Genomic DNA, 13,728 nt, shown 5'->3' on the forward strand with positions numbered 1-13,728 from the left:
AGGTAAAAACAACGAATGTGAATCGAAATTTTCGTTATTTAAGATGTTTGTTAGAGCGAAAAGGAGCTTCGAGAAATTTAGCAACATACGGTACTATGTAAATGGTTTTTGTGTAGTAAGGAACCTATGCAAGTTATATGAGAACGAAAATGAGATGATTACAGCTTTAGCTTCCATCATCACTACTAGTTAACAGCATCCTTTCTATTTGAGACTTCAAACATTATTGGTTCAATAGTTATTCCTTTAAAAAAAGTACCACTCTTAGTCCAACTAAATGGAATCACAAACAATCCGTTTAAAGGTTCTTCTGATACTCTATAGAATTCTACCTTGTTATCTTTTCGAGATATTCTGCATGAGTTTGAATTATACTCTTTTATAACACTAGATTTCCAAAGACCAGAATAAACCGCTGTTTGGATGTATTCATAAGATATATCTAAGTTCAGCAAGTTTGAAAAGCTTAATATCGTAGAAGTTAAGGTAAATGTAATTATAAGAATTGAAATAACGATTTCCAAAAATGTCAAGAAAATCACCCGAACCTTGAATTTGTCAAACTCACCTACCAAACTGTCCTTGCATTTGGAAGATCGTTGAGTACATAGTAAAGGCGATGAATGCTATAAACAAACCAACAAAAGCAATTAGTGCCGGTTCAATTAAACTAACAAGTTTTTTTGTATCACTAAGAATTTCTTCCTCATAAAAATCTGCAACCTTCTCCATAACAACATCTAGTTTACCTGTTTCTTCACCTGTTCCAACCATTTCGTAAACTATTTGAGGAAAAATTCCAGCACGTTTTAAAGCTCCTTTCAAATTACTACCAGCCTTTACTTCTTCTATGACCTTTGAAATTATTGATATAAATCTTGGATTATTAGATGCTTTAGCTGCCATATCCAAAGCATTTACCATAGGAACTCCACTGCCTATAAGGACACCTAACGTACGCGTAAACCTTTCATTCGACATTTTTTGCCTTAACTTTCTTATTGGCGGAATAAGGTTACCGATAAAATCTTTCACATATGCACCGTAAATAGTACTAAGAAAAACCTTCAAACCATAACCAATTGCAACAACAATTGGTGCTAAAATGTACCATTTTTTTGTGAATATATAGTTCATCTTCATTAGCATCCCAAGGACACCACCTTGAGGAACTGTTCCAAAGACAGATATTAACCTTGGAAGAATAAAGACAGAAATAACTATAACAACCACCACAGCAAAACCTAATATGAACATAGGATATGCCATGGAAGATTTTACCTGTTCCCTTAATCTATTTACACTCTCATAATAGTTTGCTACTTTTTTCATTGTTACATCTAATATACCGCCTTCTTCACCTGCTTTTACCATGTTTATAAATATAGAATCAAAAATACCTTGACGTTCAAGTGCATCTGAAAAAGAAACACCAGCTTTCATGTCAGAAGCAACTTCTTTTAAAGCCATTCTAAACTTTTTTGAAAAAACTTCTTGCTCTGAAAGAGTTATAACGGCATCGGCAAGCCTAACACCCGCAGAAATCATTGTTTCCAATTGTCTTGCAAATAGAACTATATCTTTCAATTTTGCTTGAAAGACCGCTTTTTTCTTTAATGTTGAACTTCTTCTGGTCTTTTCACCTTTTTGTACTAGGTCTGTTATAATTATTCCTTGCTCTCTTAATCTATCAAGTGCTTCTTTAACGCTTTCAGCTTGAATTATACCTTTTAATTTTCTTCCAGACCTATCTACACCTTTGTATTCAAATACCAGATAATATCACCTCTTTATTTCTTTATCACTTCGTCGGAAACCATCTTGCCATCTTCAAGTGTAATAACTCTTTCACACAAATCCATAAAAAGCTCTGGTTCGTGCGTAGCTATAATATAACCCTTATTCTGATTTCGAAAACTCTCCAAAATTTTTCTAATTGATAAATAACCTTTCAAATCTAACCCTGCTGTTGGTTCATCAAAAATCAAAAATTTTGGATTATGAAGTAAGATAGAAGCAATCGCTATCTTGCGCTGTTCACCACCAGAAAGCTTAAAAGGTGATTTGTAAAGTATTTCTTCATTTAATCCCACACTAATAAGCAGTTTTTTTAAATCTTCCTTTGTGTAAGAAACTCCAAAGTTTTTTGCGGCATATGTTATTTCTTGTTCAACAGTTTCGTTAAAAAATTGTCTTTCTGGTATTTGAAAAGCAACCCCAAATTCTTTTCTAAAATTGTATGCTTTTTCAAATGGGTTTGTACCATCGTAAAATATTTTCCCTGATGAAGGTTTTATAAGCAAGTCTAAAAGATAAATCAGCGTTGTTTTTCCTGATCCAGTGTTTCCAACAAGTAATATTCTTTCATCAGTTGTAAATGATAAATTTATGTTACTCAGTGCTACTTTTTCAACATCCGTATTTTTTTCGAAAATAACGGAAATATCTATCAATTCAACTTTCAAAATTCATCACCTACTAAATCTCTTTTTTTATCCATTTATTTTTTTCGAAATATAAATCCTTATTCCTCCTTCTTTCCATACATCTTCAGCGTTACCAAATATCTCTTTCATGTAATTTTTAATCCTCTCTCCACCTTTGTTGTGATAAGCTACTAGCTGAAGTGTACCACCATCCTTGAGATGTTGAAAAGCACCTTCTATAAGCTTCATCCATACTTCTTTTCCAGCAACAATTGGAGGATTAGATATAATATGGTCAAAAAGATAACCTTCCCAAGGTTCGTAAAGGTTTCCTTGCCTAATATCAGCTTGTATATTGTTATCTTTTGCGTTTATCTTTGCAAATTCGACAGCACGTTTATTAACATCGGACATGAAAAGTTCTATAGATGGATTTTCCTTCTTTAATGTAATTCCGATAACTCCGTACCCACAACCTATATCTAACACTTTTCCACTGATATTTTCACAGTGATTTATAAGTATTTCTGTTGCTTTATCTACCTTTCCAAAAGAATACACACCTGAAGGACTTTTAAATTTGTAAACATGGCCATTCTTAAGCTTTAGTTCAACATCCCTAACTCTTAAGACTGATTGTGGTTCTTCAGAATAATAATGTTCAAAACTATTTTTATCTTCACTCAATTCTGAGCACCTCCAAAATTCATTCTTTATACTTTTACAGATTTTGATTCTTTTACTGGTTTTGATTTTTCTTCAGCTGAACTGATTAGAGAATCCACATCCTTTCCATCTACGCCATATTCACTTATACCAATAGTGCATGTCAAATCTAGATTTTGGGAATTTATAAACTTCACTATACTATCATTCAATCTATCAAAAATGTTATAAGGAAATGATTTTGATATAGCCAAAACGGCAAAACTTTCTCTATTCAACGAAACTAAAATATCACTTCTCCTAATATTCTTTTCAATTATTTTTGCGAATTTTTGTAAAATATTATTTCCGTAATCAAAACCATGTTTTCTATCTACTTCGTCAATGTTTTCAAATTTAATTTTTATAAGATAAAGATTACTGGAATCTCTCTTAGCCAAAGAAACGTATTTATCAAAATAATTTCCAAGTACCTTGTAATTTGGAAGATGAGTAACGGGATCAAACATAACAACTTTGTTTATCTTTTCGTTCAGTTCTTTCATTGACTTTATAAGTTCAAAACGTTCTACAGATAATGAAAGTAAATCCCCTATCATTTCAGCAATAGATAAAAATCTGTTCTTTTCAAAAGTATCTTCATCTTCCCATGTATCGAGATTGAAGAAACCTATAATCTTTCTTTGAACCCTTATAGGAATAGAGACAAAAGCTTTAATATTTTCAATACTTCTAATAGATTCCTTAAGGGTATCATCTATATCACCTATCTTCTGTGATAATTCTTTTATCAAATCAATACTTTTTCTTTTAAGAATATAAACGTGTTTAAACCTTCTCATATACATTTCTTCTTTACTGAATTTTATCTTTTCAAGCAATTTATAGTCGTGGTTATAAGCTGCAATATAGAAAAAAGAGCCATCAACATCTTGAAGTAGCACACTTCCACTGTGGATAAATGGTATATTATCAACTAATACCTTCAACAATGCTTCAAAATCTTTTCTTTTCAAGGAAGTTTCTCTCTCCGTTGAAAATTCAAGAATAAGTTCGCTGAAGCTTATAAAAGCATTTTTCACTTCTTCAGAAAAATTATTTTGCTTCATTTGAATCACTCCTTGAATCATATTTGGAGAACATTTTGACGAAAAATTTTATCGATAAAAAGAATAAAGTAAGAACCAAAATCAAAAACAAATAACCAACAATACCTACCCTTAAAGCTTTGAAAAACTCTGAAAAGTTTATCATAATTAAACACTCCTTGAGAAAAAATTTTCATATTCCACTGACAAGTGCAATTAATATTCCGCCAGCTAAAACAGAACCTATCTGCCCTGCAACGTTTGCTCCCACTGCGTACATAAGCAAATAATTTGTAGGATCTTCTTTCCTTCCAAGTTGATGAATTACCCTTGCGGACATAGGAAAAGCGGAAATTCCAGCTGCTCCAAGCATAGGATTTATCTTACGCTTTAAAAATAAATTCAAAAACTTAGCAAATAAAACCCCTCCAGCTGTATCGAAAATAAAAGCAACAAGCCCAAGAAGCAATATAAAAAGTGTTTGCGGTCTAAGGAACTTATCTGCAGTCATCGTCGATCCTATTGATAAGCCAAGGAATATAGTAACTATATGCGCAAGTTCATTTTGAGCAGTCTTCGATATACTATTCAAAACACCGCATTCTCTTAAAAGGTTGCCAAACATCAAAAAGCCAATTAATGCAGCAGAACTTGGAGCTAGTAAACTTGCAACCAGAGTTACCAATATTGGGAAAATTATTCTAATTTTTTTATTTATCTTGACTCCTTTAGGTTCCATTTTTATCTTTCTTTCTTCTTTTGTCGTAAGTAACTTTATTACAGGTGGTTGAATTATAGGGACAAGGGACATATAAGAATAAGCCGCAACAGAAATAGGTCCTAAAAGTTCTTTTGCAAATCTACCAGCAACATAAATAGAAGTTGGTCCATCGGCTGCACCTATTATTCCTATCGATGCTGCTTGTTTTATATCAAAACCTAACAAAGTCGCGACAACCATCGTTGCAAAAATTCCAAATTGAGCAGCGGCACCAAATAAAAACATTATCGGATTTTCAAGTAATGGTCCAAAATCAATCATAGAACCTACAGCAATAAATATCAAAAGTGGAAAAATTTCTGTTATAATACCAATATCGAAGAATATATTCAAGACACCTTTGTGAAGTACACCATCTATAACCTGATCAACTGCTGAACTCAGAGGAATATTTACTAAAATGGTTGAAAATCCAATTGGAATTAGTAATGCTGGTTCGTATTCTTTTGATATAGCTAAATAGATTAAAAAGATTCCAATAAAAATCATAACCAAATTCCCTATGCTTAAGTTTAAAACACCTAAAAACAAATTCAAAGCCATTACCCATCACCCATTTGTTAGTTTTTATTATAATTTTATCAAAGTGAGTATATCAAATTACACACACGTTAATAACTAACACTTTTATTTTAGCATAAAGTTTAGTAAAAATATTTGATCTATTTTTTTGTTACTTAAATTTAAATAACTCTTAAATAAAACTATTTTAAGTTTACTTTACATGAAATATATTAATATTATTTAAACTAGAGGTGATAGTATGATATTCTATGTACCGATTTTTATTATATTTTTGTTTCTGTACAATTCTATAATTGCGCTTCAAACAATAACAGTATTCGCAAGATACAAGGTGAAGGAGCTTTCTTATGCAGGAATTTTCGTTTCGGCTGTAATAATGTTGTACTCGTTTGGATACGCTATGGAATTGATCTTTATAACTTCCAGTGATATAAGCTCTGCTTTTCTGTGGTACAAAATACAGTATTTCGCAATAGCATTTATCTCTTTTAGTTTTTTTGTATTTGTAAACGCGTTTGTTGGAAGAAAAATTAAGAAAAATATAGTCATTCCACTAATGATTATTCCATTAATCACTCTTATTTTACTTTGGACAAATCAATTTCATCATCTTTACTTGAAAGGATACCTTGAAAACGGAAAATATACCATACCAGGTCCTTGGTATTATATAAAACTTATTTACGAATACATACTCATTGGCTTTAGTTATTACATTATGTTATCAGAGATAAGAAAAAAAAGATTCTTATTTAGTAGAAACACAATTATTCATCTAATTTTTGCGGTTATGATTCCTCTCTCATTAAATATTATATACATAATTTTAAAGATGAACATAGACTTGACTGCTTTTGGACTGATGGCAAGTATAATTATTCTTTTTTACGAATCTCAAAAAAAGTACGGATTAGATTTTAGAGAAGTAGCAAAGGAGATAACATTTGATTCTACTAATGATATGATAGTTCTTATTGATAAAGAAGAACACATTCTTAGTTACAATAAATCTTTTTCTTCAATGGTAAAAGAGTTTCTTGGTATAGAAGAATTAGCTTACAAAAACATATCAGAGATTTTGTCACAAGAATGTATTTCCGTAATAAGAAATGGTTATGGCATTGTCGAAAAATTTGGTAGATATTTTCAAATAAGTGTTGTTGATATTAAAGAAAAAGTTAAAAACTCAAAATTTGAAGGAAAAGCTGTCTTTTTCCATGAAATAACGGATATTAAAAAATTAGAAGAAGAAGTTATCGCTGAAAGTAAGAAATATCAAACACTCTTTGAATTTTCCCCTCTTGGAATTCTTGTAGAAGATTCTAATGGTAACATTTTAGATGTCAATCCAGAATTTTGTAAGATAAATTGTTTAAGAAAAGAAGAACTAATCGGTCAACATGTATCTATTCTCGCACCAAAGGAAGATTACGAACAGGTTATAAAAAATATCAAAGAAATTATCTCTGGAAAAACCCTTATCCACACAGTTAGAAACCTGTCTCGTAGTGGAGAAGTAAAGTACCTTGAACTATACGAAAGAAAAATAACACTTCCTGATGGTAAAGATGGTATATTGTCTATCCAAAAAGATATAACAAAAATTGTTATGGCACAGAAGGTTATAAAATCGCTTGCAAAATACCAACAGATAATTCTTCAACTTGCTCTAAACATTATAAACACACCTGTTGAAAAGATTGATAAAGAAATTAAAAGAGCAATTGAACTCATTGCAAAAGAATTAAACACAAATAGAATTAGAGTCTATAAATTTTCAGCAGATGGCAGTTTTAATTCGATAAGTAACTGGTTTTATTCTAATAATCCTATTGAAAACACCTTCGTATCGTTTAACATTAAAGATGTAAGTGGAAAAGAATTAGATGAACTAATGGCAGGTAAACAATTTTCAATAGCAAAACAAAATGTTTCAAATGAATTTATCAAAAAAATGTTTGGAGAAAATTCTATCTCACTCATTACTCCGATAAAAATAAACGAAAATGTTATAGGTTTCATAAGTGCAGCCTTTAAGGAAGATAGAGCGTTAACTGTTGCCGAAAAGAGGATTTTCTTGTTACTCGCGACGCTACTTGCAAACTCGGAAATCAGAAAAAAATACGAAGAAGAATTAATAAAAGCAAAACAAGAAGCTGAAAAGGCCAATCAAGCTAAAAGCATTTTCCTTGCTAATATGAGCCATGAGATAAGAACTCCTCTTAACGGAATAATAGGATTTACAAATTTACTTAAAGAAACAAAACTTGATGAAAAACAAGAAAAGTACGTTTCGATAATTCTAAAGTCAAGTGAATTATTACTAGAAATAATCAATGATATCTTAGATCTGGCAAAAATTGAAAGTGGTAAATACCAACTTGAACCATTAGAAACAAATTTAAAGATGGAACTCCAAAGCTCACTATTACTATATGAAGCAAAGGCAAAAGAAAAAAATGTTGAATATGAAATAAGAATAGATAAAGAAATAAGCGATTGCTTAATACTTGATAGTGTAAGGTTGCAACAAGTTATGTTTAATCTCATAAACAACGCGATAAAATTTACTCCAGCCGGTGGCTCTGTAAAAGTTTTTGTAAAAAAGATTTCTGAAGATGAAGAGCATGAAAATATAAGATTTTCAGTAATTGATACAGGAATAGGTATTCCAAAAGAAAAACTCGAAAAAATATTTGAACCTTTCGAACAGGCAAGTGTGTCCGTAACGAAAAAGTATGGTGGAACGGGGTTAGGTTTGGCTATAAGCAATTTAATAGTTAGTATGATGGGGTCAAAGATAATTGTAGAGAGCGAAGAAGAAAAAGGAAGTCATTTTTATTTTGATTTAAAATTAAAAAAGTGTTCTAAGAAAGAAATTACACAAGACATGAAAACAATAAAATCAAAAAAGTACAATGCAAAAGTATTAGTTGCTGAAGACTACGAAATAAATAGGATACTTATAGAAGAAATACTAAACAAATACGATATAAAACCAGATTTTGCAGTAAATGGTAAAGAAGCCGTTGAGATGGCATTAAATAAAGATTACGACATTATCTTTATGGATGTATTAATGCCAGAAATGGATGGTATAGAAGCAACAAAGAAAATAAAAGCGATAAAACCTAACCTTCCAATTATAGCACTTACCGCACACGCATTAAAAAGTGTAAAAGAAGAAGTATTATCCGTTGGTATGAATGATTACATAACAAAACCTATAAAAATTGCTGATTTAGAAAGAGTTTTAAATAAATTCTGTAGTCATTTAGAATCGTCTGAAAAAAGTGAAAAAGAAGCGCGAATTTTTAATGCAAATATTGTTGGAGAAAAAAGAGAAATAAACGAAATCGAAAAAGATATAGAAATAACTAAGCAAGAACAAGGTTTTGACGAAGAGTTTATGAAAGAATTAATCAAAATGTTTATAAATTCCACCAAAGAAAGCATTTTAAACATACGGAATGCTTTACCAAAAGTCGATTTTAAGACTATTCAAAGGGAAGCACATAGTATAAAAGGTGCAGCTAGGTCTCTTAACTTCAATAGTATTGGAGAACTTGCTTATCAATTAGAAATAAAAGCAAAAGAAAAAGATGATTCGTTTGATTATGAAACTCATTTAACTCAGATAGAAGAAAAACTAAGAAACGTTATTAATTTTTTCAGAATAAAATACGAAAAGAATAATTAACTAACAATGACCAATAAAATCAATGACATCTTGGTCAAATTGCCTTAGAGATTTTGTTAATAATTCTATTCTTCTAATAGTTTCTTCAACATCTTTTGCAGCAAAGCCATTTCCACATGGTATATTTGTGTCTTTAAGCGCCAATTTTGAAGCGTTCAGTGCCATTTGTGTACCTATACTTGCTTTCAGTGCACAGCCTCGTTTAGCTCCGTCGCAAGTCATACCAAAAAGCGTCGCTAAAACGTTATTTATAGCATTTTTTATTTGCTCAGCGTTACCACCTGCAAGGTAAGTTATTGCAGCACTACTGCCAGCTGATGCTATGGATCCTGCACCGCACACAGGTGTTAAAACACCTGTGAACGCTTTTATGTAAGTTGTTACAAGAATACTTAACAAAACTGCCTTTTCTATTTTTTCTTCTGGCATTTCATTTTCCCTACCGTACAATGTTGGGGGAACTATCGATGCTATACCCTGATTACCACTACCAGCTACAGTCATTATTGGTATCAATTCACCACTCATTCTCTCATCAACACCGGCAGCAACATAAGCAGGTATTCCTTCACCGAGTGCATATCCAAAATTTCCTTCTTTTTTTATCCCTTCGTTTACTGCATCCACGTTGAATTTAATGCCATTTTTTACAACATCTGCAACGTCTAAATCAGGATTTTCAATGTATTCAAAGATATCGTTCAAAGAAATTGATTTAACCAAATCTTTCTTAAAATTAACACTCGTTTGAGTGTTTCTTATTTCATTCCCATCAACAACTATTTTGCTTACATTATCATGCGAGTCAGTTATTTCTACCAACACTTCGTTATCAGCTTCAAGCTTAGTTTTAATGTGGAGATTATAAGAATTTTCATAGCTAACTTTTATTTTATCTTTTAATTCATAAGCCTTTGAAAGTACATTTAAATCCACGTCTTTGAAAACTTGCAAACCATATTCTGGTCTTCCTACAAGATACGCAAGTGCTACTGCAAGGTCAAATCCATGTAAATGAGTACCAGGTATACCTACTTCTAAACCATTTTTATATGTATTTCTATCCATTATCACATCTATGCTTTTTAATTCACCTTTCAAATACTCTTTCCCAACAGCAACCGACAAACCTACGGCAACAGGTTCTGTGCAACCATAAGATAATTTTACGTTATCGAAAAATATTTCCCTGATTATACCTTTTTTTGAATTATTTTCTTCTAAAAATTCAGACATTTAAAATTCCCCCTTCTCTTAGTAACTTCAAAACCTTGCAGACTTCTTCCCCTCGTCCCATTGTAAAGATATGAATCCCCGGAGCACCTTTCTCAAGAAGAGTTTCAATTAATTCAACGGTAAAACGAACACCTATGTCAAATTCTTCAGTTTCAGAGTTTGCTTCTTCCATTTCCTCAACAAATTTTTGTGGAATATTCACGAAAAACTTCTTTGGAATAGAATAAATTGATTTCTTACTTACAACAGGTTTTATACCAGGTATAATCGGTATATTAATTCCTACATCTCGAGTTCTCTCAACAAATTTTTCATAAATTGCTGCGTCAAAAACCATTTGAGTTATTATAAAATCAGCACCATTATCAACTTTCTGTTTTAAAAACCTTAAATCAACGTCTAGATTTGGAGCTTCAAAATGCTTCTCTGGATATCCCGCAACGCCTATACAAAAATTCGTTGGTTTTGCTTCTGTGTAAAGATATTTTCCTTTGTTCATATCAGATATTTGTTTAACCAAATCCGAAGCATATTTATAGTCGTTCTTCGCTACAGAATTAACTTCCTCACCACGCACTACAAAGACATTTTCAACACCCATTATAGACAAGTCTATTAAAATATCCTCCATCTCAAATTTGTTCATACCTTTGCAAACCAAATGAGGAACAACATCGATATTGTACCTTTTCATCAAAGCGGCAGTCAAACCTATTGTTCCTGGTCTTTTTATCTTTTGAACCTTAATTATTCCATTTTCCGTTTCTAAATAATCTATTTCAGACGGATGGCGCGTTATATTTATGAAAGATATGTTATAATCCATCAACTTATCTAAAGTGGCAAATATTTTTTCAACATCTTCTCCTCTCTTAGGAGGGATTATCTCTATCGAAACTATCTTTTCATTTCTTAATTTTTCAACGATTTTCAACGTTTTGCTCCCCCTTCTTGCCAATATAATCTATATTTCGAACCTCACATTCCCTATAACTCCCATTTTTCCATTAATTATAATTACTACCCCATATATTACATCTTCCAAAAAACTTTTTGTGTATTCCAAGACATCTGTAATATCTCCGCTTATTTTTACCATATTTGAAAGTTTAGTCGCAAATCCATCTGCTATTAGTGAGTTTTTGGCTATAACTGTAACGATATCCGCATTACCAAAATTAAGAGAATGACCTATCTTTCCAGATGAACTACACACACCAAATTCTCCAGAACTGAGAACTATAGACAATCGGTTAAATTCACTATCAAAGTTGGAGAATATTCCTATTCTTGTTTCATCGAACGAATTGATGTATATATCACCGCCATTCTCAACGATAACTTTTTTACTTTTGTACTTCTCAATCAAATTTTTACCAACCAACTGAGAAAAGGCACCAGCTACACATGCCATCGGACCTACACCGGCAGTATTTGAAGCTTCTATCATTTTTTTAGCAATTTCTGGGGCATTGCCATCATATCCAATAGGTACCAAAGAAGTTTTAAATTCCTTATTTTTCCTTATATAGTCTTCCAACTCATTGTAAAGTCTTTTCACAGTTTCATACGTAAAATCGAGCATTTCAAGGTCAAAATTGTCAACTCCTACCCAGATATCCGTGTACTTGTACTTAACAAAAAAGCCTGTGATATCTTTTGAATAACTTTCCCTGTAAAACCTTTTAACAATAGGAATTTTACTTGATTTCATTTAAAATCCCTCAATAATTTTTTAATTTTCTGATTTCTCGTAAGGTAATCTTATACCTTGAGGACAAGAATCCGAACACAATAGACAATAAGTACACTTTGAAGCATCGTATCTAACTTCTCTATTTTCATCAAAATAAAGTGCATTGGTACTACACAAACTAACACACGCGCCGCAATTCACACAAGTTTTCTCGATTTTACTCTTCAAAGTTATATAGTTTTCTCTCATAGGTTCATCTACAATTTTTTTATCTGAAAGGCTTTTTAATTTTCTTTCCTCGTGGAGTTTTTCAACTGGATTAGTCAAAAAGAACATACCTTCCTTTATCCAGTTTTTCAATATTTTAGAAATATCTCTAGCTTTATTCAAACTTGATAATGAACTTGTTTTAACTTTTTTACCATTTATTTCAACATATCCGCTTTGCAGTTCTTCATAATTAACTACTTTTATTGTTGGTTTATCAATTTTCGAATAGTCTTTAATTTCTGTTTGTATGTCTCTGTTTGATAAACTAACATAATAAGCTATTTCTTCGTTTAATATGGGGATTGGAATCCCAACACCAACAAATAAAGTAACTCCATAATTTTTAAAGTACGCGCCTTTAATAAACTCCGTACTCATTTTTTTAGCATCCCCAACAAGTGCCAAGGTTCTTGAAGGTACAATTGGAATACCTTTGTCATTTATTTTAACAACGTTTCTAAACTGAGTACCATACCATGAAACGTATCCTATACCACCACCTAAGAATATCCTTGTACCTACACCAATTGTAAGCATCTTCGGATCTTTTAGAAGAGGACTAAGCTCTCCAGAAGTTGAATAAGTTACATTTCCATAGTTTGGTAATAACTTACCCATGTAAGTGTAAATTGTTTCATCTGAGCTATTTGTTGCTGCAGCGTAATTTTGATAAGCATTTCTTGGGTTAAACAAGAAAAAATCATTTATCGTTTCTTTATTAATGTATGTTTTAAAATATTTTCCCGGATAACAATCTGTACCTTTTCCCCAAGCTTCAAGTAATATATCTTCTCCCTTTATCAAAAGCTCAATTATATGTCCACCACCAAATGACTTATCATATTCAGATTCTTGAGTGGCTCCTATATATCCGTCTACAGCAGCAATTCCTCCGTAAACTCCAACACCTCCTAAGTTTATCTTTTCCATCCTCATGGGTGGTAAAGTATGCCCAAAGTTAATAAACGCACCGCTTGAACACATCGGAGCAAAAGTTCCTGTTGTAACGACGTCGACTTTCTTCGCAACCTCTTTTATGCCTTCTTCCTTAGCCATTTTAACAACTTCTTCAGCTGTTAAAACCACAATTTCACCTTTTGCTATTTTATTATTTATTTCTTCGATTGTTTTTGCCATAGTATTAATTTACCTCCTCGTATAATAAGTTCGGTAAAAATTAAAATTGGTCTTTGAAAATTGAATGCATATTTTTTAACACCTCTGGTAAAATAGTTTCAGGTTGCCCCTCCTTGAGACTTTGTTCTCTTAAATAAGATTGCCTAACTAGAGTACAGCTTTTTACTTGCCGGAAAATGTTTTGCCTCGTTTTCTTATGTACT

The 13,728-nt window shown here is 31.7% G+C and carries 13 protein-coding genes; 2 read left to right on the plus strand and 11 right to left on the minus strand.

Annotated features, from left to right (window positions below):
• A partial coding sequence (locus AS161_RS06445; RefSeq protein WP_164542193.1) for a DDE-type integrase/transposase/recombinase occupies positions 1 to 193 on the plus strand: 193 nt, incomplete at its 5' end.
• Here the strand turns inward: AS161_RS06445 and AS161_RS06450 are convergent.
• From AS161_RS06450 to AS161_RS06480, 7 genes are all read right to left on the minus strand, one after another.
• A complete protein-coding gene (locus AS161_RS06450; RefSeq protein ID WP_164542194.1) occupies positions 186 to 533 on the minus strand; it encodes a hypothetical protein in 348 nt (115 codons plus the stop codon). The two genes, AS161_RS06445 and AS161_RS06450, sit on opposite strands and share 8 nt — an antisense overlap.
• A 31-nt stretch (positions 534 to 564) precedes the next feature.
• Positions 565 to 1,587, minus strand: coding sequence for a type II secretion system F family protein (locus AS161_RS06455; protein ID WP_241241348.1), 1,023 nt, complete (start codon positions 1,585 to 1,587; stop codon positions 565 to 567).
• 203 nt (positions 1,588 to 1,790) lie between these two features.
• Positions 1,791 to 2,465 carry an ABC transporter ATP-binding protein gene (locus tag AS161_RS06460; protein WP_011994428.1) on the minus strand — a complete coding sequence of 225 codons (675 nt, stop codon included), beginning with the start codon at positions 2,463 to 2,465 and terminating at the stop codon, positions 1,791 to 1,793.
• Between the two features lie 27 nt (positions 2,466 to 2,492).
• Positions 2,493 to 3,113 carry a class I SAM-dependent methyltransferase gene (locus tag AS161_RS06465; RefSeq protein ID WP_011994429.1) on the minus strand — a complete coding sequence of 207 codons (621 nt, stop codon included), beginning with the start codon at positions 3,111 to 3,113 and terminating at the stop codon, positions 2,493 to 2,495.
• Positions 3,114 to 3,139: 26 nt separating this feature from the next.
• Positions 3,140 to 4,201, minus strand: a complete 1,062-nt coding sequence (locus AS161_RS06470) for a diguanylate cyclase (RefSeq protein ID WP_164542195.1) — start codon at positions 4,199 to 4,201, stop codon at positions 3,140 to 3,142.
• The gene (locus AS161_RS06475; protein ID WP_164542196.1) at positions 4,188 to 4,346 is read right to left on the minus strand and encodes a hypothetical protein; all 159 of its coding nucleotides are present in this window, start codon (positions 4,344 to 4,346) and stop codon (positions 4,188 to 4,190) included. Before AS161_RS06475 ends, AS161_RS06470 begins: the two co-directional genes overlap by 14 nt.
• Before the next feature lie 27 nt (positions 4,347 to 4,373).
• Positions 4,374 to 5,504, minus strand: coding sequence for a sodium ion-translocating decarboxylase subunit beta (locus AS161_RS06480; protein WP_011994431.1), 1,131 nt, complete (start codon positions 5,502 to 5,504; stop codon positions 4,374 to 4,376).
• Positions 5,505 to 5,724: 220 nt separating this feature from the next.
• Here AS161_RS06480 and AS161_RS06485 point away from each other — a divergent pair, with 220 nt between their 5' ends.
• Entirely contained in the window at positions 5,725 to 9,186 is a 3,462-nt protein-coding gene (locus tag AS161_RS06485) for a histidine kinase N-terminal 7TM domain-containing protein (protein WP_164542197.1), read from the plus strand.
• Here AS161_RS06485 and AS161_RS06490 read toward each other — a convergent pair whose 3' ends face one another.
• From AS161_RS06490 to AS161_RS06505, 4 genes are read right to left on the minus strand one after another with little or no spacing between them, the layout of a single operon-like run.
• Entirely contained in the window at positions 9,187 to 10,383 is a 1,197-nt protein-coding gene (locus tag AS161_RS06490; protein WP_164542200.1) for an L-serine ammonia-lyase, iron-sulfur-dependent, subunit alpha, read from the minus strand.
• A gap of 31 nt (positions 10,384 to 10,414) precedes the next feature.
• On the minus strand, positions 10,415 to 11,356 hold the full coding sequence (locus tag AS161_RS06495) for a methylenetetrahydrofolate reductase (protein WP_164542198.1): 942 nt from the start codon (positions 11,354 to 11,356) through the stop codon (positions 10,415 to 10,417).
• Positions 11,357 to 11,386: 30 nt separating this feature from the next.
• Positions 11,387 to 12,136, minus strand: coding sequence for a UPF0280 family protein (locus tag AS161_RS06500; RefSeq protein WP_011994436.1), 750 nt, complete (start codon positions 12,134 to 12,136; stop codon positions 11,387 to 11,389).
• A gap of 21 nt (positions 12,137 to 12,157) precedes the next feature.
• Complete coding sequence (locus tag AS161_RS06505; RefSeq protein ID WP_011994437.1) at positions 12,158 to 13,525, minus strand: homocysteine biosynthesis protein; 1,368 nt, start codon at positions 13,523 to 13,525, stop codon at positions 12,158 to 12,160.
• Positions 13,526 to 13,728: the final 203 nt, after the last annotated feature.

Origin of the sequence: Fervidobacterium sp. 2310opik-2 (assembly GCF_011057735.1) — a bacterium.
GTDB classification, from domain to species: domain Bacteria; phylum Thermotogota; class Thermotogae; order Thermotogales; family Fervidobacteriaceae; genus Fervidobacterium; species Fervidobacterium nodosum.

Bases quoted from the DNA above. Each gene is read 5' to 3' on its own strand.
- AS161_RS06470 (WP_164542195.1), bottom strand. From the start codon at position 4,201: ATGAAGCAAAATAATTTTTCTGAAGAAGTGAAAAATGCTTTTATAAGC.
- AS161_RS06475 (WP_164542196.1), bottom strand. From the start codon at position 4,346: ATGATAAACTTTTCAGAGTTTTTCAAAGCTTTAAGGGTAGGTATTGTT.
- AS161_RS06480 (WP_011994431.1), bottom strand. From the start codon at position 5,504: ATGGCTTTGAATTTGTTTTTAGGTGTTTTAAACTTAAGCATAGGGAAT.
- AS161_RS06485 (WP_164542197.1), top strand. From the start codon at position 5,725: ATGATATTCTATGTACCGATTTTTATTATATTTTTGTTTCTGTACAAT.
- AS161_RS06500 (WP_011994436.1), bottom strand. From the start codon at position 12,136: ATGAAATCAAGTAAAATTCCTATTGTTAAAAGGTTTTACAGGGAAAGT.
- AS161_RS06505 (WP_011994437.1), bottom strand. From the start codon at position 13,525: ATGGCAAAAACAATCGAAGAAATAAATAATAAAATAGCAAAAGGTGAA.